Origin of the sequence: Stenotrophomonas sp. GD03930, from assembly GCF_029839665.1 — a bacterium.
In the GTDB taxonomy this organism is placed as follows: Bacteria; Pseudomonadota; Gammaproteobacteria; order Xanthomonadales; family Xanthomonadaceae; genus Stenotrophomonas; species Stenotrophomonas forensis.
The window spans coordinates 1,024,132-1,045,214 of sequence record NZ_JAOCAV010000001.1; the positions used below are offsets into that span (position 1 = coordinate 1,024,132).

At 59.1% G+C, this 21,083-nt stretch carries 17 protein-coding genes; 4 read left to right on the plus strand and 13 right to left on the minus strand.

All coding sequences use genetic code 11. The annotated features are described in order from the left end of the window. The first annotated feature begins 59 nt into the window (after window positions 1-59). Both N5C18_RS04770 and N5C18_RS04775 read left to right on the plus strand, forming a co-directional pair. Complete coding sequence (locus N5C18_RS04770; protein WP_279943962.1) at window positions 60-569, plus strand: TetR/AcrR family transcriptional regulator; 510 nt, start codon at window positions 60-62, stop codon at window positions 567-569. Window positions 570-624: 55 nt separating this feature from the next. Further along, the gene (locus N5C18_RS04775) at window positions 625-1,260 is read left to right on the plus strand and encodes a TetR/AcrR family transcriptional regulator (RefSeq protein ID WP_229295541.1); all 636 of its coding nucleotides are present in this window, start codon (window positions 625-627) and stop codon (window positions 1,258-1,260) included. On the opposite strand, the gene N5C18_RS04780 is transcribed toward N5C18_RS04775, so the two are convergent. The 4 genes from N5C18_RS04780 to N5C18_RS04795 form a co-directional block, all read right to left on the minus strand. Beyond that, the gene (locus tag N5C18_RS04780; RefSeq protein WP_033835674.1) at window positions 1,227-2,498 is read right to left on the minus strand and encodes an NADH-quinone oxidoreductase subunit D; all 1,272 of its coding nucleotides are present in this window, start codon (window positions 2,496-2,498) and stop codon (window positions 1,227-1,229) included. The genes N5C18_RS04775 and N5C18_RS04780 overlap by 34 nt on opposite strands. 2,080 nt (window positions 2,499-4,578) lie before the next feature. Next, entirely contained in the window at window positions 4,579-5,589 is a 1,011-nt protein-coding gene (locus N5C18_RS04785; RefSeq protein ID WP_195743626.1) for an ATP-binding protein, read from the minus strand. An 11-nt stretch (window positions 5,590-5,600) separates the two neighbouring features. Further along, entirely contained in the window at window positions 5,601-7,538 is a 1,938-nt protein-coding gene (locus N5C18_RS04790; RefSeq protein WP_033835132.1) for a Mu transposase C-terminal domain-containing protein, read from the minus strand. A gap of 1,223 nt (window positions 7,539-8,761) precedes the next feature. Then, window positions 8,762-8,947 (minus strand): hypothetical protein, encoded by a 186-nt coding sequence (locus tag N5C18_RS04795; protein ID WP_130768359.1) that lies wholly within the window; start codon window positions 8,945-8,947, stop codon window positions 8,762-8,764. 274 nt (window positions 8,948-9,221) lie between these two features. Here N5C18_RS04795 and N5C18_RS04800 point away from each other — a divergent pair, with 274 nt between their 5' ends. After that, a complete protein-coding gene (locus N5C18_RS04800) occupies window positions 9,222-11,012 on the plus strand; it encodes an ATP-binding protein (protein WP_014645525.1) in 1,791 nt (596 codons plus the stop codon). 88 nt (window positions 11,013-11,100) lie between these two features. On the opposite strand, the gene N5C18_RS04805 is transcribed toward N5C18_RS04800, so the two are convergent. From N5C18_RS04805 to N5C18_RS04845, 9 genes are all read right to left on the minus strand, one after another. Next, complete coding sequence (locus N5C18_RS04805; protein ID WP_008267212.1) at window positions 11,101-11,346, minus strand: hypothetical protein; 246 nt, start codon at window positions 11,344-11,346, stop codon at window positions 11,101-11,103. A gap of 39 nt (window positions 11,347-11,385) precedes the next feature. Further along, window positions 11,386-12,027 carry a hypothetical protein gene (locus N5C18_RS04810; RefSeq protein ID WP_033835097.1) on the minus strand — a complete coding sequence of 214 codons (642 nt, stop codon included), beginning with the start codon at window positions 12,025-12,027 and terminating at the stop codon, window positions 11,386-11,388. A 16-nt stretch (window positions 12,028-12,043) separates the two neighbouring features. Next, on the minus strand, window positions 12,044-12,742 hold the full coding sequence (locus tag N5C18_RS04815; RefSeq protein ID WP_008264906.1) for a HupE/UreJ family protein: 699 nt from the start codon (window positions 12,740-12,742) through the stop codon (window positions 12,044-12,046). A 29-nt stretch (window positions 12,743-12,771) separates the two neighbouring features. Then, a complete protein-coding gene (locus tag N5C18_RS04820; RefSeq protein ID WP_033835096.1) occupies window positions 12,772-15,909 on the minus strand; it encodes a CusA/CzcA family heavy metal efflux RND transporter in 3,138 nt (1,045 codons plus the stop codon). A gap of 9 nt (window positions 15,910-15,918) precedes the next feature. Further along, a complete protein-coding gene (locus N5C18_RS04825) occupies window positions 15,919-17,151 on the minus strand; it encodes an efflux RND transporter periplasmic adaptor subunit (RefSeq protein ID WP_014645522.1) in 1,233 nt (410 codons plus the stop codon). Then, window positions 17,148-18,398, minus strand: coding sequence for a TolC family protein (locus tag N5C18_RS04830; protein ID WP_014645521.1), 1,251 nt, complete (start codon window positions 18,396-18,398; stop codon window positions 17,148-17,150). The genes N5C18_RS04825 and N5C18_RS04830 overlap by 4 nt, the downstream gene beginning before the upstream one ends. Window positions 18,399-18,486: 88 nt before the next feature. Then, window positions 18,487-18,852: a hypothetical protein gene (locus N5C18_RS04835; protein ID WP_075075811.1), complete on the minus strand. Its 366-nt coding sequence runs from the start codon at window positions 18,850-18,852 to the stop codon at window positions 18,487-18,489. Between the two features lie 130 nt (window positions 18,853-18,982). Continuing rightward, on the minus strand, window positions 18,983-19,633 hold the full coding sequence (locus tag N5C18_RS04840) for a hypothetical protein (RefSeq protein WP_033835782.1): 651 nt from the start codon (window positions 19,631-19,633) through the stop codon (window positions 18,983-18,985). Between the two features lie 19 nt (window positions 19,634-19,652). Further along, window positions 19,653-20,303, minus strand: coding sequence for a HupE/UreJ family protein (locus tag N5C18_RS04845; RefSeq protein WP_223224807.1), 651 nt, complete (start codon window positions 20,301-20,303; stop codon window positions 19,653-19,655). 379 nt (window positions 20,304-20,682) lie between these two features. Between N5C18_RS04845 and N5C18_RS04850 the strand changes: the two genes are divergently transcribed. Beyond that, window positions 20,683-21,006 (plus strand): hypothetical protein, encoded by a 324-nt coding sequence (locus N5C18_RS04850; RefSeq protein ID WP_008264507.1) that lies wholly within the window; start codon window positions 20,683-20,685, stop codon window positions 21,004-21,006. Window positions 21,007-21,083: the final 77 nt, after the last annotated feature.

Consider the following 21,083-nt stretch of genomic DNA (forward strand, 5'->3'; position numbering starts at 1 on the left):
CCGCCAGGCCGTACTGACCTGGCGGATCGTTCGTCGCCCGCTACATGAGGAAAACTCTCTTGAACGCTACCCACAGTTCGTCCGTGCGTGTGCCCGGCATACTCATCCGCGAAACGGCAGCGCTTATCGTCCGCAATGGTCGGTCTTCGGTGACCGTCAGTGAGATTCTCGAATGCTCGGGCGTCAGCCGTGGCGCGATGTTCCATCACTTCTACTGCAAGCAGGATCTCATCGACGCCACTTTCTCGTGCTGGCTGCAGAACTTCAATCATGATGTGGAACGGAGAATGCGTGCCAACGGGCTCCGCCCCGGCGCATTCACCAACGCCTACGTGGAATCGGTGGTCGAGGGCTGCAGGCGGCACGACGTTGCAATGCTCTCGGCCCTGATCATTCGCCTGGACCTGACCCAGGTATCCGCATCGCAGTGGATCGAGTGGATGAAGAAGAAGCTGGCCACCGAGCCGTCCGAGGCCGACGATCCCGCGCTGAAGTCTGCGCGTCTCGCCGCCGATGGCGCGCGGTCGCGCGCTCATCGAACAGCAGGGATGCAACCGTGCCATGGCTAGAAGAACCAGAGAGGACGCACACGCCACGCGTGAGAGGATCCTCGATGCCGCACTGGTGTGCCTGCTGCGCCACGGGCCCGCGGGCGCCACGCTGGAGCTGATCGCCACCGAGTGCGGCTATTCGCGCGGCGCGATCTACTGGCACTTCGGGTCCCGCCAGAACCTGCTGGGTGAACTTTCCGCGCGAGGGCGGCCAGATGCACCCGAAGGACTGCGGGAAGCCGCCATCCGGCAGTGCAGTGACCCGTTCAAGCTTCTGTTTGCGGACCTGGTCAGGGTATTTGATCACACGCGCCGCACCCCACGCGTTCGCCGAACGGTTGAGCTTCTGCTGCGCTCTGGTGCATCACATGAGCTGGGCGGCATAGGCGATGTGCTCGCGGCGTGCGCGATGCCGGAGGTCCGCATGCTGGAGCTTGTATACCAGCGTGCAGGAGCACTGGGCCAGCTCCGTGAGGGCGTTGATACAGCAACTGCGGCGCGCAGCCTTCATGCGATCGCGGTCGGTGTTCTGCTGGGATCAATCCTGGAGCCCGGCATCCTCGACCTGGAGATGGGCGGGGCACGCACCGTGGAAGACCTGCTCAGCCTGCACATGGCTGTCCCTTCGCGGCCGCCGGAGTGTGGCTCAGCCCATGTGTGGGCTGAGCCGGTTCCTCATCGATCCACTTCGCCGAACACAATGTCGTAGGTGCCAATCATGGCGACGACATCCGCCAGCATGTGGCCCCTGACGATTTCATCCAGAGAAGAGAGATGAGCGAAGCCGGGAGCACGCAGGTGCACCCGGAACGGCTTGTTGGCGCCATCGGAGATCAGGTAGCAGCCGAACTCGCCCTTGGGCGCCTCGACCGCTGCGTAGGTCTCACCTGCCGGCACCTGGTAGCCTTCGCTGAAGAGCTTGAAGTGATGGATCAGCGCTTCCATGTCGGACTTCATCTCCTGCCGGGACGGCGGCGCCACCTTGAAGTTCTGGACCATCACCGGGCCGGGGTTGGCGCGAAGCCAGTCGACACATTGGCGGATGATGCGGTTGGACTGCCGCATCTCCGCGACGCGGCACAGGTAGCGGTCATAGCAGTCACCGGCGCTGCCGACCGGAATGTCGAAGTCAACGGCATCGTACTTCGCGTAGGGGCGCTTCTTCCTCAGGTCCCACGCCACGCCCGAGCCTCTCAGCATCACCCCGGTCATGCCCCAGTCCATGGCCTGCTGCGGGCTCACAACGCCAATGCCCACAGTGCGCTGCTTCCAGATTCTGTTGTCGGTGAGCAGGGTTTCGTACTCATCAATGCGGTTCGGGAACTCGCGGGTGAAATTCTCGATGAAATCGAGCAGGGACCCTTCTCTCGCGGCGTTCAATCGCCGCAGCTCCTTCCCCTTCTTCCAGCATGACTCCTTGTACTTCGGCATCTGGTCAGGCAGATCACGGTACACACCGCCGGGCCGGTAGTAGGTGGCATGCATTCGAGCGCCAGATACCGCCTCGTAGCAGTCCATCAGCTCTTCGCGTTCCCGGAATGCATAGAGCATCACGGCCATGGCACCCAGGTCCAGCGCGCCCGTTCCGATGTTCATGAGGTGATTGAGGATACGGGTGATCTCATCGAACATCGTGCGGATGTACTGTGCCCTGATGGGCGCCTCGATTCCCAGAAGGGTTTCAATCGCACGTACGTAGGCGTGTTCGTTGCACATCATGGATACGTAGTCCAGCCGATCCATGTAGCCGATGGACTGGTTGAAGGGCTTGGACTCCGCCAGCTTCTCGGTACCCCTGTGCAGCAGCCCCACATGTGGATCCGCGCGCACAACGGTCTCGCCATCCATCTCAAGCACAAGGCGCAGTACCCCATGTGCCGCAGGATGTTGGGGGCCGAGGTTCATCACGTAGTTCCGGATCTCGGTATCCCTTCGATCACCGCGCATGTGAGCGGGGCCGCCCGTCGTCGTCCTCTTGGTGTTCATCCAATTGCTTCCGTAGACCGTACGCATTCAGCGGAGGTGCTTAATGCTGTCGGCGTCGATGCTACTTCGACCCGCAAGGGGCGATATGGACCGCTTGGTCTGGAATCTGTGGACTTAGGTCCAGGGTCAGGCCATAGCACTTCGCGGTCGGCACGCGATCTGCCTCGACGATAAGGCAAGGACTGAATTCGGACCGTAGCGTAGAGCAAGCGTGGGAAATCAATTTCTCGGAGCTCCTGCCGCAGGAGTTGTACTCCGAGGTTGTTCCCGGCCAAGGGCGAACAGCCGCCCTGTCCCCATGCCAACAATCTCTTCCTGCTCAACCTCAGCTTTCGCCCCAAAAACGGCCACCACCCTATCCTCGACAACGCACCCTTATCGATGAGACAAGCAACAGATGGAGCCAGGGACGCTGCGGTCGATCATCTGTGCCATCGGGTGACGTCGGGCCATTCAGATTGGACAGTGCGCGATGTCGGCCGAGCATCCGTTGCTGCCGCGGGTTACCCTGCATGCCCTGGCCTACGACAGAGTTGAGCGCCATGTCCGAGTTTGGTGCTTCTTCCATCCTGACAGTCTCTCGACGTTGTCGTAATGCCGTGCAGAAACAGCGTCCGTCAAGGTAGCGGTTCATTATTCGGGTTATGGGTTGCGCAGCACTTTCAAAGCGGGATGTCGGGGGTAGCGGGACCGCGGCGTCGCCGTGGCTTAGCGAGCCTGGCAAGACTCCGCCGCCTGTCTTGCCCCATGGCTATGACCAGTTCGTGATCTTCCTTTTGAACGAGCCCCTTATCGCAGAGGCCAAGATCTTCCCAGTGGCCCAGACGCAGGTGTGTGGGGCAGCTCCAGGTCGCACCGGGCTGATGCAGTGCCCAGTGTGAGGAGTAACTGAAAGGGTCGCACAGCATAGGCTGTCGGTTGGAGCGATGAACCCGCGACTGTATCCGTGCAAGATTTGCCACCCATGCCTCAAAAGAGCTGATGAAACTAGCTGCCGCCGCGTGGAGGTCGGGCAGCCGCATAGGATTCTCAGAGCCTGGATACACCTTCATTACCACTGCTTGGGAGACAACTAGCAGCTCTTCGCGCCGCTGGAGCAGCCATAGTGCGTACGCCTGTCCAGCGCAGCACAAATGCGGTTTGAGTGTAACGGGAGACCAGGAGTTGATCCGGGTGCGCCCCCCACCCATAGACCTCATTGCATGAATGCGGCAGCGAGAGTGTCCCTTAAGATAGGTGCGCCTTATCTGACGTGCGACGCATCTGAGCAGGTCTTGGTAGGGCTTGATCGCCGCTTTACCGTCATTAGCTGGAAGTGCCTGCACTAGAGGGGTTGCCCGAAACGCCCTGAAGGAGGCAGGCGTCGGTGCCAGCGCGTTCCGCACTATGGACTTCGGGTGTTGAATAAGTGCGTACCAATACGTGCCAGCATGGCTATCGGCTTGATCGCCGTCCCAGCATATCGATGTGTGCCCGCTGCATGCTCGTTGGTATCTGAGGAGGGATGCATTGGCATCTTTTAGCCATTGATGCAGTTCATCGAGTGTGCGCGCATAGGAGACACTCGCGCTGGTCTTCAAGGATCCCGGTATAGGATACTTCAGCAGTGTCTCGCCACAGGCATCGCATGTGAATCCATGCACTAGAGATCCTTTTGTGTTCAGTGCCACTGAACAGTGAGGACAGCCCGTCTGCAAGCGCGCGAGATGCAGGACGCAACGCACAAATCTTTTATCCTGTTGGTACTGATAGTGGCGCCCAGATTGAACGCAGGCTGGGCAGTAACGAAGTTCTTCATCTTTCAACCATCGGCACCTTTCAGTCAGAGCTGACTGAACGGCAACAAGCTGCTCTGCCTCATCGACGAATTCACCGTCGTTTGCGTCGCGTTCTGCGAGATGTGCAATCGATCTCGCGAGCGCCACTCGCCAGTCTCGGCGCACTGGCATCCACTTCAGCTCAATGCAGTTGAACCACTCCAATGTTTGGATGATAGTCCAAGACGAACAGTAGGCATCGATCAGGCTTCGGCTCCATGCGATCATGGCGACCTCTGTGTGCGACGCCTCCCCATCGCTGTCGCGGCCAGCGCTGCAGGGGTCCTAGACCGGTAGCCGGAATCAAGGATCGCTCGCTCCCAGACTTCCTGCGGAATCGTCATCCCTTCAGTATCACTTTCCTCCCCGTCCTGGCCGACCAACATCAGTGCTTCGGCTACCCACTGCATGCTGACGCCCTCGCGATCAACCGCACCCTCAGACTGAGACCGAAATGCGTCGTACAGATCTGTAGCGCAATTGGCTAAGCGAAACCCAGCGGCATGGGCGTTTGGCCACAGGTACTGCGTATACGACCAGCCTGAACCGCGAGGGTACTCGGTCTCATCGTCACACGACTTGAGAACGACGCGCAGGTCGGCCGGATCTTGCAGGCTTCTGAACTCAACCAGCTCCGCCATGAACCTAATGGTCAGATCTGGCATCTCGGCCATGAACTGTTGGTGCATCGTGCAAAGCTGGCTTTGACCGAACAGGACAACCGTTACTTTGACCTCATGCGTGTTCAGCCAGTTGACTATACGCTTCAACCAGCCTAGATCCTTGGCGTGCAAGTTCTGCGCTTCGTCAACCACCAGGAAGAGGTGCCTTCCGGCAACTGAGAGTGCATAGAGAGCCCGCATCAGTTGGTCGCGCTTTCCTGCAAGGGAGCGAAGTACGCGGGGCTCGTAGTCGATCACGGAGAGAAGGTCTTCGATCAATGCGCCTTCCGCCGCCACGTCCTTTGAAGAGGGCTCATAGATAACGAACGCCGATCCTGGGTACTGGACAGGCGCCAGCATCTGCAGCGCGTAGATGCATGAAGACTTCCCGCACAAGGGATGCGCCCAGAACGCGATTGAGGAGCGAAATCGCTGTGCCCGGTCAAAGACCAGGCGGGCCGCCTCTTTGACTGGGGCGGTGGGAAGTACGGCCGACGCCATGAGCAATGGATGCCGGTCCCGTAAAGATGGGTAGGTCGCTTGGATTGCGGCAATGCTCTCGTGGATCTCCATTGTCGACCTCATCATTTTCCGATGATGGAAAAGTCAATGTTTCTAGACTTGCGAACACGGGATGCCAGTGTCTGCGTATCGATACGCTTCCCTGCGCTTCTAGATGACATCTCCGGCGCGTACCCCTTCCTCCCCTCCTCGGCCAAGACAGTTGCAGCGTGCGTGGTTCGTGGGGCTCTTGCGCAAGCATCCAAGGCTTTCTGAGCCAGTGCTTGAAGCTCCGAGCCAACGATGTCGCCAATGGGCTCGTCCCGAGTGCCTTCGATCTTGGATCTGAGCAGTCTTCGGATCTCCAGGGAGTGCTCATGCTGCCACCGCGAACTCACTGGTACGAGCTCACCAAGCTCCCTTCCATCGCGTGTGTATGCTTGAACGTGGGAGATGTCGTAGGGATCTGCATGGAGCGTGACCGACTGCCCGATCAGATCCCAGCGCGTGGCCAGAATCGGCGAGCCGTACTCCACGCTTGCGTAGCTAACGCGAGGGAGTCTGCCCTTCTTCTGAGACCCGCGAACGGGAGCGGGAGCCACCTCCACTCGAAGCGGAGGTGTCAGGGTGGGACGAGGGGGTCCTAGTGGAGCCAGACACCCGGAACCAGGTGAGTAGTACTCAAGTATTTGGTCAGTGGGACTGCTGCCGTAATTGGCTTCTGTAGGCGTTGAGTTCCAGCGGGCAACGGCCTTGGACGTCTCTTCCATCAGCTTTTCAAGGGTCACCTGATGCCTGACCGCTTGACGTTCCGGCTGGTTGCGCCTGGTGTCCGTCGGGCTGTTTCCCGTGGTCGATGGTGACTGATGAAAAACATTCCATGCCATCCAACCAAACACCCGCTCGACAAGCGATCGGCGTTTCGGTCGCCTAATCGCCCCGAAGGAGATTGCAGCGCCAGTCTCCGCCCTGACCCTGTCGGCTACCGTGTCTGATAGGTGCGCGAGCGCGTTGTCGACAAAGAGGCTGCCAAATCCAAGGCGCAATTCTGGAGCGTCGGCCTCTATTGAGAGAGTGGCTTCCAGTGCACGTTGCAGTTCGTTCGAGAGACACTGTCCAGCGGACGCATGATCGATGCACCTGAGGAAGTCGGAGCTAGAAATTGTCCGGCGGACAACGATGTCCCAGCCCAGAATGAAGCTGGTGAACCTATCAGCGATGACGATAAGCGTCATACGACGGCTGGGAACGTACTTGACTCCCTTTGGAGTACTCACGCCCACGGCAAAGATGATGTCGGCCGTATGCTCGTCAGCCTCTACTATCTCAAATGGGGCCAGGGCAATGGGCCCTTCGGATTTTCCGCCAGGCCTCCTTGAGCGCTGCCTGCACTCTTCGCCGTACTGCAGGGATGCAACCTTCTCGTGGTTCGCAATGAAGAATTGCTTCACGTATACCCGGATTGCCTCTCTGCCATACCGGCCGACACAGAACGGCCATTCATTCTTGCCCAGGCCGGTGCCACGACAGAGCTCAAGAAAGATCTGATGTGCCTCCTTGTAGCTGATACGCCCTCGCTTCGCCCCGCCTGGAGTGATGCCAGTGGCGAGGTATTTGTCCAAGGCGAGCTGCACATCGGGCTGCGAATCAAGCAATGCTGACAGAGCGCCCGTATATCCGCCGAATGACTGGCTTGGCATCGCGCTTACGGGCTTGAATCGCGTTGGCGCTCTCGTGCGAAATCCCTTGATGAGGCCTGCCCAACCCGCAATGCGGCCATCGCCCAAGACCGCGACGCATCGATTGAGGTACCGCAGGACCTCAGTACGCTCGATCCCGAACTGCGAGGCAATCTCGGCAGTTCGGAGGCCACCTAAGTATGCGACCAGGGCTTTCCGTCTTTGCTCAAATAGCGCCAGATCAGCTGAGTCCAACAGACTGGTTTCACAGGGCGGCCACTCATGATAGTTGGCAAGATCTGCCGGAAGTGTTCTCCGGTTGAACTTAATTTGAGCGGTCATGTTCACTCCTGAGCAACCTTGTGTGCACAGACCATGGATTTGCATCCATATCCGAGCCAATGGATCTAGCGCGCAGCGCAAGAACCGCAGCTCCTATCACCACCGCTGGGTGCACTTGGTTAAGGGCTCGTATGACCTCTCCTAAGGTCACCTTGCCGCATCGACGAACTACCGATTCAACCTCCTCTGCCAGGGAAGTAAGGTCCGAGCCGCGGCACCGGTGAAAAGCAGAGATTGCCGCTTGCCAGTTGCGGATCCTCATCTTCGCCTGACCCAATTCGCGCGTGCTGAAAGCGGAGACTGAATAGACACAATCCGCGCTCAGTGTTTCGATATCTCGCCTAGCCCTGTCCGATCCATCATCGATCATCCGCGCCTGAATAGAGCCATCCATCAGCGTAGTCAGCGCATCAAGGCAGATTGAGCCGCTGTCTAGATGTACCTGTATCAATGACTCGCGATACTCTGCGTCACGTACGCTTGCGTCGCCTTCGCAATAAAAGAAAAGCTTCATCCTCAGGTCACCACTCAGCGTCACCGGGCACTCAGCTGTAGGAGACTGCAGCGTCCAGAGGTTTGCCGAGTTGCTTGTCCGAGCTTGCCGCACACCTAGTCGGCGTTGCCTGGCCTTGGTCGTGACACTCATTCGTGCGCTCCAAATAGACCTATCCGCGCGGGCAGCGGTCTGGGCACCTGCAGAGATGCATTCGGGCTCGGTGGTGCGTTATGGTCAACATGAATCTGAGTCGCTGTCGAGAGCAGCGTCTGGGAACGTCGCTGACAGGCTCTGGACGCTACTCCCGAATGGCTGGGGGCGCAACCGATCCTCGAGCCCCGTCAGACTCCGCGCTGAACTAGTAACAGAAATACCTGTAGCCAGCGGAGAAGTAACACATATACCCTTAGGTGCCCGCCTATTCAGATTGTTAGGGATGGGAGATCTGCCCCTGTAGACTGTTGAAATGCAGAGACTTCGAGGTAACAGGAATACGTGCTCCATCATATGGGAACACTCTCGGGCACCGACTAGGGGTACGCCCCGAGTAGCCTGGGCGAGCGGCACTGAGACCAAGAAGATCTAGGCGTGAATAGCCCTGAGGCTCACTCAGACCTTCCGCTCAGATCGCCGGCAAGGCCGCCGACGCGCAGCGAGCCAGCAGGCCCACCCGACAAAGAAGACGGCAAAAGAAGCGATAAACAAGCCGACGATCAGGATATCTCGATCAATTGCGTTCATGTCCTCGCCACCGTTTGAGGTGATTTTCTTGACTATCTGATGATATCGAAATTGGTTTGGCTCTGCGAACGACCTCAAGCACATCGGCCCATTGCTTTTGAGAGATGGCGGCGATGCAGACGAATCCGTCAACCAAATCAATCAATGTGCTGCCCTCAACACTGCGCAGCATGCAAGGATCTCTCTTCGTCTGCCCGATAGAGCGCCGCCAACTAGAATCTGGCAATCGTGGTGGAACATTGGACACAATTCTAGCCAGCTACCCCTGCTGCGCAGTTGTCCTACTCCGTCAGACTGAAGGGAGCGCATCTTCTCTCCAGCTCCTAGGTCACTCCAATTCCATTCCGCCTCCTGCTACGGTAGCGGGTACGGAGAATTCGCCGAACGAAATCGGCTGAGCATTGACTTCGTCGCAAATGGAAATGAAAAATTTCTAGGGGGGATACATGCATATAAAGAAGATCACGCTACATCGCTTTAAGCAGTTTCGGGACACAGAGATAGAGATTGATCAAGGCCTTTCGCTTGTTGTTGGAGGAAACAACTCCGGCAAGTCCTCGATTCTGCAAGCTCTCGCTATCTGGCAGTTCTGCAAGACTATGCTAGAGATCGAGAAAGGGCGATCCAGCTGGCTGCAAACCAAGAACAAAACTGGCCTGGGCATGGGTATTGCGGATTTCACGCCGATGCAAATTCCATCGCTCAGCCATCTCTGGACCAATCTGAAGACTAGCAAGGACGACGAGCCCGACGGCTATACACTGAAGATTGGCGTCTATTGGGACCTGCCCGACAAACAGGAGCGGCACTTGGAGATAGGTCTGTCACAGGCCAATGATCGTCTCTTTGTGCGAACCACTTCAACGAATCTGGTAGCTGCTGAGATCGTCAACGCAAAGGGCGAGCCGATCGATGGCAACGTCCCGCGAGTGGGATATCTACCGCCATTCGCTGGCATCACTGATCGTGAAGGCAGACTGACTCCTGCCATGAGAGAACGTCTGATAGGCCAAGGCCTATCGGGTGGAGTCATTCGCAACGTCCTATTCGATCTGCACGAACACAACAGGAGGGAACGTGAACGCCTGCGTGGAAACAGCAGAAAGTTGAAGGATTCCTCGCTGAAATGGCTGCGCTCGAACGACCCTTGGGAGATCCTGCTACGCACGATGCAGTCCATCTTTGCCACTGATTTGAGGGTCGTTCCTTTCAACGAGAGATTTCACAGCTACCTTCGTGTAGAGAGCGCCAAGGGTGAACTGAAGGGTGACACATTCAAGCGACACCCCAAATACACTCCAAGAGACCTTATGGTGGAGGGAAGTGGCTTCCTCCAATGGCTGAGCGTGTACGCCCTCGCACTCTCACCCGATGTCGACGTCGTTCTTCTCGATGAGCCGGATGCACATCTGAACGCGACCCTGCAGAGGGAGCTGCTTATGTCCCTCGGGCACGTTGCAAGCCTCCGCAACAAGCAAGTACTGATGGCCACACACTCTCCTGAACTGATTCGCTTTTACGATCATGGGAAAATTCTGGCTGTCGCAGAAAGAAAGGCAAAGTACCTCCAAGAGGAAGTGGGCAAAGTCAAGGTTCTTGGCGGGATTGGGACGATCCAGACCCCTACCCTGCACTCCTTGATGGAGCACAGACGTATGCTGATCTTGGAAGCCGAGAGCGATTGGCGCTTCCTCCAGCTAATCGCTAAACAAGCAAACTTTGCGTGGCCCAAGAACGTTGTCCCTTGGTACTGGACGGGATCTGCCGGCGAGAGGCAGCAACTCTACCTCCAGCTGTTGGCGGAGATTCCTGGTCTTCGGGCAATCAGCATTCGGGATCGCGACGATGAGCCACATGCGACGGTCGGTAATGATCTTATCGACAAGTCTTTCACTTCCAAACAACCCCATTTCAAAGCCATGAAATGGCGGCGTAGGCACATTGAGAACCATCTCCTCTGCACGAGCGCCATAGCTCGCGCAGCTGGATCACCTCAAGGCGATGTCACCGCCTTCTTCGCCGAGCACGCTCTTGTTATCCCTGCTGATCCAACAGCTAGCGATATCGCACTACCAATCCGTGATGCGCATGGGAAAGAAATATTCATAAGCGGAAACTCCGTTCTTAAAAAATTCCGCGTAAGCAGAGAAGACGTCGCCAGGAATCTAACCTATGGAGAGGTACCCCAAGATATGCATACCTTCTTTGCCGAATTGAGTCAGCTTGCACAGCCCTGAATCCACGCGTCAGCTCAACGTATGCATATAGGTTAGAAGGGGAAGGATGGTCCGGCCCCTCACAATCCGGACCATCCTTTGCAGCCTACTACTTCTTCTTGGCTGCAGACTGCGCCTGAGCGTCGCACCTGTCCTTCAGCGCCTTGGTCTGAGGATCGGCAAGATCCACCTTGAACTTCGTCCGGTCAGCCAGCTGTTCACACGTAGCAGGCTTTGCCTTAGGCGCCTCCTTCACTTCCGACTCGGCATGAAGCGCCGGATCATGTGCGAAGGCCGATGCGGACGCTGCAATGGAAGCGAAAAGGACGCTGATGAGGGCAAAACGATTCTTCATGTTGCTTCTCCTAGGTTGATTTCGGCGTTATGCCGGGTGTCACGGCTGGTAGAGGTCGGCTTGGTAGCCGGTAATTTGCACCTCGATGATCACGGGGGTGCTGCCGCGGTTCTGCCAGTACCACCCATGGGTACCTTCAAAGGGAGCAATGAACGTTCCCTCAGCCTGACGCTGGGCGCCTTCAACGGCGTAGCTGGTCCAGGGGCCCTTCACGTCGGGACGCTCGCCGTGCATGTCCACGGCAACATCAGACGTGGCCTTCCAGCTGAAAACCATCCCAGCGCCCTGAGCCATATGGGCCTTCACCTCCTGGCCCTTACCAGGGGCAAGCTCGATCGTCAGTGAGTCCTGCCGTAAAGGAGTGCTGGCGAGAGAGACAGCGGCGGGTTCGAAGGTCTGCTTGCCATTGCTCCCGAAGGCAACCTTGGCCTTCTCGAACAGCGCCGAGACGGCTTCGGCGCTGCCAGCAGATGCCGGAACTGGGGGAGCTACGGCCTCTACCTGGTCAGTGGAGGCTAGGGCGTCCAGACCCAGAACCTTGCCTACGCCCGTAGGGTCGATTCCGTACTCCGCGGGAAGCACGGTGGTGAGCAGAATCACCCCTGCAACGGCAGCGGCCAGGGCGGTGGATTTCAGCAGCTTGCGAGTGCTGGGCAGCTGATTGGAAAGCGTGATGGACATGAGTACCTCTGTAGATTCAGGAAACGAAGTAGCCGGTGAGCTGCATGCCAACAAGCACGAAGCCGGCGCACATAAGGGCGGTGTTGATGCTGTACGCCTGTCGATGGAATGACGGCAAGCGGCGCCAGAAGCCCATCACGATCAAGATGCCTGCGAGCGCGAGCAGCTGTCCGATCTCGACCCCCACGTTGAAGGCGAGCATGTTTGGGACAAGCCCGTCAGGTGAGAGCGAGAAATCCTGCAGCTTTGTCGCTAGACCAAAGCCATGGAAGAAGCCAAAGATCAGCACGGCGGCTTTGGTGTTGGGCTGTACCCCAAACCAGCGCTTGAACGCGCCCATGTTGTCCAGCGCCTTGTAGACAACCGACAGGCCAATGATTGCGTCGACCAGGTACGCATTCACATGCAATCCGCCCAGGACACCTAGCAACAAGGTGGTGCTGTGGCCGATCGCGAACAACGTCACGTAGATGCTGACATCACGCATCCGGTACAAGAAGAAGATCACCCCGAACAGAAACAGGAGGTGGTCGTATCCAGTCACCATGTGCTTGGCGCCGAGGTACGTGAACGCGATGAGCTGCAGGCCGGTACTGTCTTCCAGGAAGGCCTGGTCGCCTTCACTGACGCCATGCGCCCAAGCAACGCAAGGCAGAAGGATGGCTGCAAGCAGGTAGAGCCACGCTTGGGTTCGTTTGGAAATGGTCAACTGCATGTTCCTGGGAGGGGTTGAGATGGACGGGTTCACGCTGCGTCCTCCTTCCGCTCATCCCCTTCGCGGTGGATGAGGCGATAGAGCGCCGGCAACACCAGCAAGGTCAGCAGCGTGGAGGAGATGATTCCGCCGATAACGACCGTCGCCAGCGGGCGCTGAACTTCCGCGCCAGCCCCAACGTTTAGGGCCATTGGCAGGAAGCCCAGGCTGGCAACCAGGGCCGTCATCAGCACGGGGCGCAGCCGGGTCAGTGCACCTTCGGTTACCGCTTGGTGCAGGGGAGTGCCCTGTTCCCTAAGGCTCTTGATGAAGCTGATCATGACCAGGCCGTTGAGCACGGCGACGCCCGACAGCGCGATGAACCCCACGCCTGCAGAAATGGACAGGGGTATGTCACGCATCCACAGAGCCACCACGCCACCGGTCAACGCAAGTGGAACGCCGCTGAACACGATGGCAGCATCCTTGCCCGAGCCGAACGCCATGAAGAGCAAGCCGAAGATCATCACCAGGACGACCGGCACGACCACGGACAGCCGCTTGCTGGCAGAGATGAGCTGCTCGAAGGTACCGCCATACTCAATCCAGTAGCCTTCCGGCAACTGCACCTCCTGACCAACCTTCTCTCGCAGCTCCTCTACGAACGAACCAAGGTCGCGACCACGTACATTGCTGGTGATGACGACGCGACGCTTGCCGTTCTCGCGACTGACCTGGTTTGGGCCTGGCGCAACTTCAACTTTAGCCAGCTGCCCCAGCGGAACGAACGCTCTCTGTTCGCCGGAACTGGCCCCGAGGGCGACGGCTACCGGTAGCGATGCGAGCGTCCGGGTGTCCTGACGCAGGTTCTCGGGCAGACGAACGACGATGTCGAAGCGACGATCACCCTCAAAGACCTGACCGACCGCCTCACCGCCCAGCGCAACAGAGATGGTCTTCTGGACCTCGTCGATCGAAACGCCATAGCGGGCCAAAGCATCCAGGTCAGGCGTGATGGTCATAAGAGGCAGACCACTGATCTGCTCTAACTTCACGTCTGCGGCGCCTGGGATGGAACCTGCGGCGTCCTCGATCTGGCTGCCGATCTGCGCCAGCTGATCCAGGTCGTCACCGTACAACTTCACCGCCACCTCGGCGCGTACACCGGCAATCAGCTCGTTCATGCGCATCTGCACGGGCTGGGTGAACTCGTAGTTGTTGCCGGGAATTGCTCGGACAGCCTTCTCCAGCTCAGCAATGAGCTGCGCCTTTGGCTTGCGGGGATCAGGCCATTGGTCGCGATCCTTGAGCATGATGAAGGTGTCTGCGACCGACGGTGGCATGGGGTCGGTCGCTACCTCTGCTGTGCCGATCTTTGCGACAACCTCATCGACCTCGGGGAACTTCTTGATGGTCGCTTCAAGCTGGCGCTGCATGCCGATGGCTTGCGTCAGACTAGTGCCGGGAATGCGCAGCGCGTGAAGCGCAATATCACCTTCGTCCAGATTCGGAATGAACTCAGTGCCCATGCGACTGGCCAGAAGACCCGCCAGTACGGTGAGAACGGCTGCACCACCCACAACCAGTTTGCGAGCACTGACTGCCCGTTCCAGCATCGGGCCATACAGCTTGGTCACGCCCCGCATAGCCTTGGTTTCCTTCTCCGAGACCTTGCCCGTGACAAACTGAGCAGCCGCAGCGGGAACGAACGTGAGGGACAATGCCATCGCACCAGTCAGCGCGATAACGACGGTCAGGGCCATCGGGTGGAACATCTTTCCTTCCACGCCGGAGAGCGCAAAGATCGGGATGTAGACGGCGGCAATGATGAACAAGCCGAACAAGCTGGGCTTGATCACCTCGGCACTGGCGCTGGCGGCCAAAGCAAAGCGCTCATCCCGGGTCAACAGACGCCCCAGGGCGTGCTGACGCTCGCCGAAGCGGCGCAGACAGTTCTCAACAATGATGACCGCGCCGTCGACGATCAGACCGAAGTCCAGCGCACCCAAGCTCATCAGATTTGCTGAGACACGGTTCTGGACCATGCCGGAGATGGTCAGCAGCATGGTCAAAGGAATGACCGCGGCCGTGATCAGTGCGGCGCGAAGATTTCCGAGCAGAAGGAACAGCACCGCAATGACCAGCAGGGCACCTTCCAGCAGGTTCTTCTTGACGGTTTCAATGGTGCGGTCGACCAGCTCCGTACGGTCATAGACCGCATGCGCGCGGACACCTTCTGGAAGCGTCTCGTCGATCTCCTTCAGCTTGGCAGCGGTTCGCTGAGCGACTTCGCGGCTGTTCTCACCAATGAGCATGAATGCAGTACCAAGTACCACTTCCTTGCCATCTTTGGTCGCTGCCCCCGTTCGAAGTTCGGTGCCCTCGTGAACGTCTGCGAGGTCACCGACGCGAAGCGGCAGCCCCTCGCGATTGGCGACCACGATCTTGCGCAGGCCGTCCATGTCCGCCACTTGGCCAGGAACGCGTACAAGGTACTGTTCACCACTCTTTTCAATGTAGCCGGCACCCACGTTCGCATTGCTGCGCGCCACGGCCTCCATCACATCCTGCATGGTCAGCTCGTACGCCTGAAGCTTGCGCGGGTCAGGCGTGATGTGGAACTGCCGCACATAGCCACCGACGGTGTTGACCTCTGTCACACCTTTCAGATGTCGCATCTGGGGGCGTACCACCCAATCCTGGAGGGTACGAAGCGCCATCGGCGTCCAGGTCTCTTCAGCACCCTTCTCGGCTTCCACGGTGTACATGAAGATCTCACCGAGACCGGTGGCGACCGGGCCCAGCGTTGGCTTCAGCCCAGTTGGGAGCTGGGATGCGGCTTGCTGCAAGCGCTCGGCCACCTGCTGCCGCGCGAAGTAGATGTCGGTACCGTCTTCGAATACAACGGTGACCTGGGAGAGACCATAACGCGAGATGGACCGCGTGTACTCCAGCTTGGCCAAGCCGGCCAAGGCTGTCTCGACGGGGAACGTTACCCGCTGCTCTGCCTCCAGTGGAGAGTAGCCTGGTGCTTCGGTGTTGATCTGGACCTGGACATTGGTGATGTCAGGGACGGCGTCGATTGGCAGCTTGCTGTAGTTCCAGATGCCCAAGCCTGACAGCGCCAGGACCAGAAGCAGCACAAGCCATCTATGCGCGATGGACGCGCGAATGATTCGCTCTAGCATGATGGATCCTTAGTGGTCGTGGCTGGCGCCAGACTTCTCGATGTCTGCACGGATCAGATAGCTCTGCTCGGCGACGTACCGCGTTCCGGGCTTCAGTCCGCCAAGAACCTCTGCCCACTCGCCATCACGCTTTCCAAGCTCAAGCATGCGCACCTCATAGGTATCGCCCACCTGCGCAAATACGACGGTAAAGTCGCGAAATCGCTGGAGCCCTGACTCTTTGACGGCCAGTGGAACAGGTGTCTCGGCAATGATGACCTCGGCCGAGACAGCCATTCCTGGACGCCACTTGCCGTCACCATTGGGGATACTCACGCGCGCAACCACGCTTTGGCCGCTGCTTGCCAGCGGAAGCAGGCTTTGGAGCCTACCTTCAGTCTCCAAGGCACCCGTGGCGGAACGGATCCGCACTGCTTGACCTGGAGCGAGACGCTCGGCGTCAGTGCCCAGAGCTCGTAGATCGACCCAGACCTCTGACAGATCGGCAACGTCGAACAGTGTGTTGTCGCCGGCCACATCACCAACACTGGTGTTGCGCGCAAGAACGATGCCGCTGAAGGGAGCAATCACCGCGTAGGTGCGCATGCTGTCATTGCCTTCAACCGTCGCCAGCGTCTGCCCTGCCGAAACGCGTTGGCCCATCTCGACCGACACGCTGCGGACAATACCTGGGAATCGTGCTTTGACGGCGGCCTGGCGGCCAGTGTTGACCGCGATGTTTCCCATCAGCGTGACCGTATCGCGGATAGTGCCAGCGGTAGCCTCTTCCACCACCACACCCGCATCCTTGGCAGCGCTTGGCTCGATGGTGGTACGGCCTTCATAGGACTGATAGGACCAGGTGTGTGTCTTTCCTCCTACCACTGCGTCTGCCTTCACGTCGAAAGAATGAGGTTCCACGACCTCGCCGTTCCCTACGAGATAGTCGTTTTCGGCGGTGAAAGTGAAATCATTGACCTCACCGTCGAGGCGCTTCAACTGCATTGTTGCCTTCACCTCATTCGGTGAGATCGGCTTGTCATTTCGATAGGCGTAGAGGCGGAACTGAGGAGGCGTGTTGGTTTCATAGACGGTGACTTCAAGTGCGAAATCACCATCGCGGAGCATGCGACCGCGGTTGGGGCCGCGCTCGTAGTCGCCGGCCGCGGCGGCGGATTCTGCGGCTTCTTTCTCAACCGGCTTTTCACCGCCACAGGCGGCCAGTGCCAGCGGAAGCAACATAAGAAGGGCGTAACGATTCATGGGCGGATATCCTGGGCGGAGGCGGTGAGGCGATCTGCCTCGACCAGCAATCGGAGATAGAGTGCGGCGGACTCGACTTCGCGCTCACGAAGGTCGAACAGCGTCTTCTGCGCCTGGCTCAATGCGAGATAGGAGAATCGACCCTCCTCGAAGCCACGACGGCTCTGATTCATCGCCTGCTCCGCCTTGGGGAGCTGCCGCTCACGAACGGAGGTGACCTCCAACTGCGCTTGGCGCAGCTGTTGATAGACTCCGAACAGCTCCTGGTTGAGCTCCAACATTTGTGCTTCACGGCGTGACTTGAGCGCACTCAGTTCGTAGTCGACTTCGGATACCAAGTAGGCTGATCGACGCCGGGTTCCCAAGGGAACCGAGATCGACATGACCAAGCCACTGTCCTTCGTTGCTTCAAGACGGCGAAGTCCAAATCCAACACTCACGTCAGGCTTCGCGCTGGAAACGGCGACATCGCGGCGCGCGGCAAGAACTCTGGACTGGGCATCGAAGGCACGTTGCTGTGGCGCGTTCTGAAGGCGTTCGGACAGCGTCTGGTAGTCATCCAGCGGAGGGAGGATGTTTGTATCGCCGGCGACGGTGTCGAAGTCAGCGGTGAAAGAGCCCCAGGAAGACGCAAGCGCCATGCGCGAGGCCTCCAACCGCTGGACTGCTTGATCACGCTTGAGCTCTGCATCGGCCAGGGCAATTTCAGCGGCCCTCAGGTCTGAATCCGGGTTCCGTGCCGCAGAGACCCAGCGGGCCACCTCTCGCTGAAGCGCGCGGGCCATACGAATCCGCTCTTCCGCATGCTCGACATGCTCCTGCGCCGCAAGCACGTCGATGAATCGACCAGCGGTGCGTGTGGCGATGGCCACCCGGGTCACATCAGCCTCTCGCAGGGCTGCATCCACCTCGGCGCCGCCAAGCGCTTGGCGGGCCGCCCGCTTGCCACCCAGTTCCAGAATCTTGGATACCCGGAACGTTGCCTCGGCAGCGTCCATACCTCGCACGCTGCCACTACCGGCCACGTTCTCCAGTTCTCCGCCGAGCACCAACGGGGCTGCTAAGCCCTCTCGCGCCGCACGGTTCTTTGTCGCCTCTATTTGTGCGGCATCTGCCTGCACGCTTGGGTGAGTGCCCAGAGCGCGGGCGACCGCATCCTCCAGGCGCAGCACTTCGGCGGCGTAGCCAGGAACGGCCACACCGCAGGCGCCGGCAACAGCCAGCGCCCACACACTACGGAATTTCACGGAAGCCTCCGGAAAGAAAGTCAGAACGACGCGCCGCCTTCCGCTACACGGGAGGCGCGCTCAGGCTGCTAGAGCGCAGCTAGGGTCGTCAGACGATCGGAGGTCGGAAGGGTGACGCCGGGTGCCCTGCAGGCACCCTCAGAAGTCGCAGAGCATGGACTTCACCGGCCAGCGGTAGTGAAGCCAGGTAGACGTGGGGCGTGAACAGGCTTCCAGCGAAACTCGCATCTGCCTGATGCAGTACCGCATGAGCGCCAGTGGCGTGATCCGGGTCCAGATTGTCGCCCGCACCGCCGGCATGTGAATGGCCATGATCCACCGCTGCTGCGATGTCATGTTCCAATCCGTGCAGTTCGCTGAGCTGGATCACCATCGGCCGCGCAACGACACTCAACAGCATCAGCGCAAAGAAGCTGATCCTGAGGGCAAGGCCGTGGCGGGCGGAAAGACGCATATAGGTTAGCTTAAGCGGGGCTGGCTGGGGTTGTCGAGGGGGCCGAAACTGGGCGCAGCCCATCGGAAATACCGCACATAGGGCGGTGGCCGGGCCTTAAGCGCACCCGGCCACCGCTAACCGCTGCGGTTTACATCTTCTTGATCAACTCGTACTCCCCTCCGGTGCGGAGCAGAAGCGTTACGGGCTCCTCGCCCCTGTTGCGCCAGAACCATCCGTGGTTGCCGTCGAAGGCAGCCAGGAGCACCCCCTGCTTGGTGGCTTCCCCTCGACCCTTCTCATAGCTGATCGCTCGACCGCCGCCGTCTCCGTGGGCGTCGAAGTTCACGACGCCGCCTTCAACAGACCACTGGTAGCTGGCGCGCTCGCCCGCCTTCATGACGAGCTTGATCTCGGTGCCTTGGCCCGGCGCCAGGACAACCTGTTCTTCGTCCCGCCATTCAGCAGCGGTGGCCGCATTGCTCGCGGCAGGCTTCTGAGCAACTTCAACGGTCTTACGGTTCTGCGTGGACACCTGCGTCAGCAGGGCGGCTGCCTCGTCTTCGGCGGCCTTTGCGTCCATCGCAGCGTCAGCTGCCGCTTCCTCGGCAAGCTGTTCCTTGATCTCCCCCATTTCCTTCAAGCCCAGTACCCGACCAACACCAGTGGGATCGATTCCGTACTCAGATGGCATCACCACTCCAACCAGGAGGACAATGGCGATGCCGGCGGCAATTGCGGTGGTGCGTCCCAACTGGCGGCTGGTGGGGAGGTCGCCTTCGGCGGGCTTACTGTTGTACATGATGTAGTTCTCTTGAAAGTCAGGAAACGAAGTAGCCAGTGAGCTGCATGCCGATCAGAATGAATCCGGCGCAGAGCATGGCGGCATTGGCGGTGTAGGCGTGCTTGAAGAAGCTGGGCGTGCGGCGCCAGTAGCCCATTGCGATCAGAATCGCGCCAAGCGAGAGGATCTGGCCGATCTCCACGCCGACGTTGAACGCGAGCAGGTTGGGCAACAGACCATCGGGTGAGATGTCGTACTCGATGATCTTGGTTGACAGACCAAAGCCGTGGAACAGGCCGAAGATCAACGTCGCAACCTTTGTGTTTGGCTGGAAGCCGAACCAACGCTGGTAGGCGCCCAGATTGTCCAGGGCCTTGTAGACCACAGACAGACCAATGATCGCGTCGATCAGGTAGCTGTTGATGCCCACGTTGAACAGCACACCCAGCAGCATCGTTGTGGAGTGCCCGATCGCGAACAGCGTCACATACAGCGCGACATGCTTCATCCGGTACAGGAAGAACACCACGCCCAGGAGGAACAGGATGTGGTCATAGCCGGTGGCCATGTGTTTTGCGCCCAGATAGGCGAATGCGATCAGATTTACTCCAGATATTTCCTGGATGTAGCCCTTGTCGCCTTCGGCGATCGCGTGAGCCAACGCCCCGTCAGCTGTGAGTAGCAGCATGAACAGGGAAAGCAGTGCGAGTAGAGTTCGCGGCCAGTGCGACCGTAGTGGGGGTTGGAGAAGGACGCGCGAGAGCGCCCCGGATTCAGAACTGGGGATCATGATGAGGATCTACGAATGCGGTCAGCGGACCTCCGCCAAAGCTATCCGCTACGACACTGGGAACCGGCGCAACGTGCTACGAGTGCGCAGAGGGCGCGCACGGCACGTCACACGGATCACTGCGTGTAAGCGGGGTCCGGGCGGGGAACGAATGAATAATTTCTTGCAGCGACGAACGTCCAGTAAGGATTGACTGGACGGGCGCTGCCAAGCCTCTGCTCAGTGCGAGCACGAGGCCTGGGTCTCAGGCGATAGGAGGCCTGAACAGGGATGAGCGATGATGCTGAAGCTCTGCCGCTGGCTGGTGCCAGGGATGGATATCGCTCAGATCAACTCGAGCGGGTCCAGCAAGGCTGGCCAAGATGCCTACAGAAGCCGTCAGATCGGCCTGGTGCAACAGGCTGTGCAATCCAACCGCGTGTTCAAGATCACGGTCTGCGGCATCACTCACCCCAACATGGGGGTGACCATGTTCCACCGCAGCCTGCACGATGTGCTGCAAGCCGTGCAGCTCACCCAGATGATTCAGGACGGGTCGCACGAACAGACTCGCCACCAGCATCATGAAGATGCAGCTGCGCAACAGCACGCTGGTTGGTAGACGAAGGGATCGCACGGGCAAAGACTAGAGGCTTGTTCTGGCAAAGTCGATATGACAACGTCGGGCGCGAGCGGTGA

Coding starts and splice junctions, on each gene's coding strand:
- N5C18_RS04780 (WP_033835674.1), bottom strand. CDS start 2,498: ATGCGCGGTGATCGAAGGGATACCGAGATCCGGAACTACGTGATGAAC.
- N5C18_RS04785 (WP_195743626.1), bottom strand. CDS start 5,589: ATGGAGATCCACGAGAGCATTGCCGCAATCCAAGCGACCTACCCATCT.
- N5C18_RS04790 (WP_033835132.1), bottom strand. CDS start 7,538: ATGACCGCTCAAATTAAGTTCAACCGGAGAACACTTCCGGCAGATCTT.
- N5C18_RS04795 (WP_130768359.1), bottom strand. CDS start 8,947: ATGCTGCGCAGTGTTGAGGGCAGCACATTGATTGATTTGGTTGACGGA.
- N5C18_RS04800 (WP_014645525.1), top strand. CDS start 9,222: ATGCATATAAAGAAGATCACGCTACATCGCTTTAAGCAGTTTCGGGAC.
- N5C18_RS04805 (WP_008267212.1), bottom strand. CDS start 11,346: ATGAAGAATCGTTTTGCCCTCATCAGCGTCCTTTTCGCTTCCATTGCA.
- N5C18_RS04810 (WP_033835097.1), bottom strand. CDS start 12,027: ATGTCCATCACGCTTTCCAATCAGCTGCCCAGCACTCGCAAGCTGCTG.
- N5C18_RS04815 (WP_008264906.1), bottom strand. CDS start 12,742: ATGCAGTTGACCATTTCCAAACGAACCCAAGCGTGGCTCTACCTGCTT.
- N5C18_RS04820 (WP_033835096.1), bottom strand. CDS start 15,909: ATGCTAGAGCGAATCATTCGCGCGTCCATCGCGCATAGATGGCTTGTG.
- N5C18_RS04825 (WP_014645522.1), bottom strand. CDS start 17,151: ATGAATCGTTACGCCCTTCTTATGTTGCTTCCGCTGGCACTGGCCGCC.
- N5C18_RS04835 (WP_075075811.1), bottom strand. CDS start 18,852: ATGCGTCTTTCCGCCCGCCACGGCCTTGCCCTCAGGATCAGCTTCTTT.
- N5C18_RS04840 (WP_033835782.1), bottom strand. CDS start 19,633: ATGTACAACAGTAAGCCCGCCGAAGGCGACCTCCCCACCAGCCGCCAG.
- N5C18_RS04845 (WP_223224807.1), bottom strand. CDS start 20,303: ATGCTGCTACTCACAGCTGACGGGGCGTTGGCTCACGCGATCGCCGAA.
- N5C18_RS04850 (WP_008264507.1), top strand. CDS start 20,683: ATGATGCTGAAGCTCTGCCGCTGGCTGGTGCCAGGGATGGATATCGCT.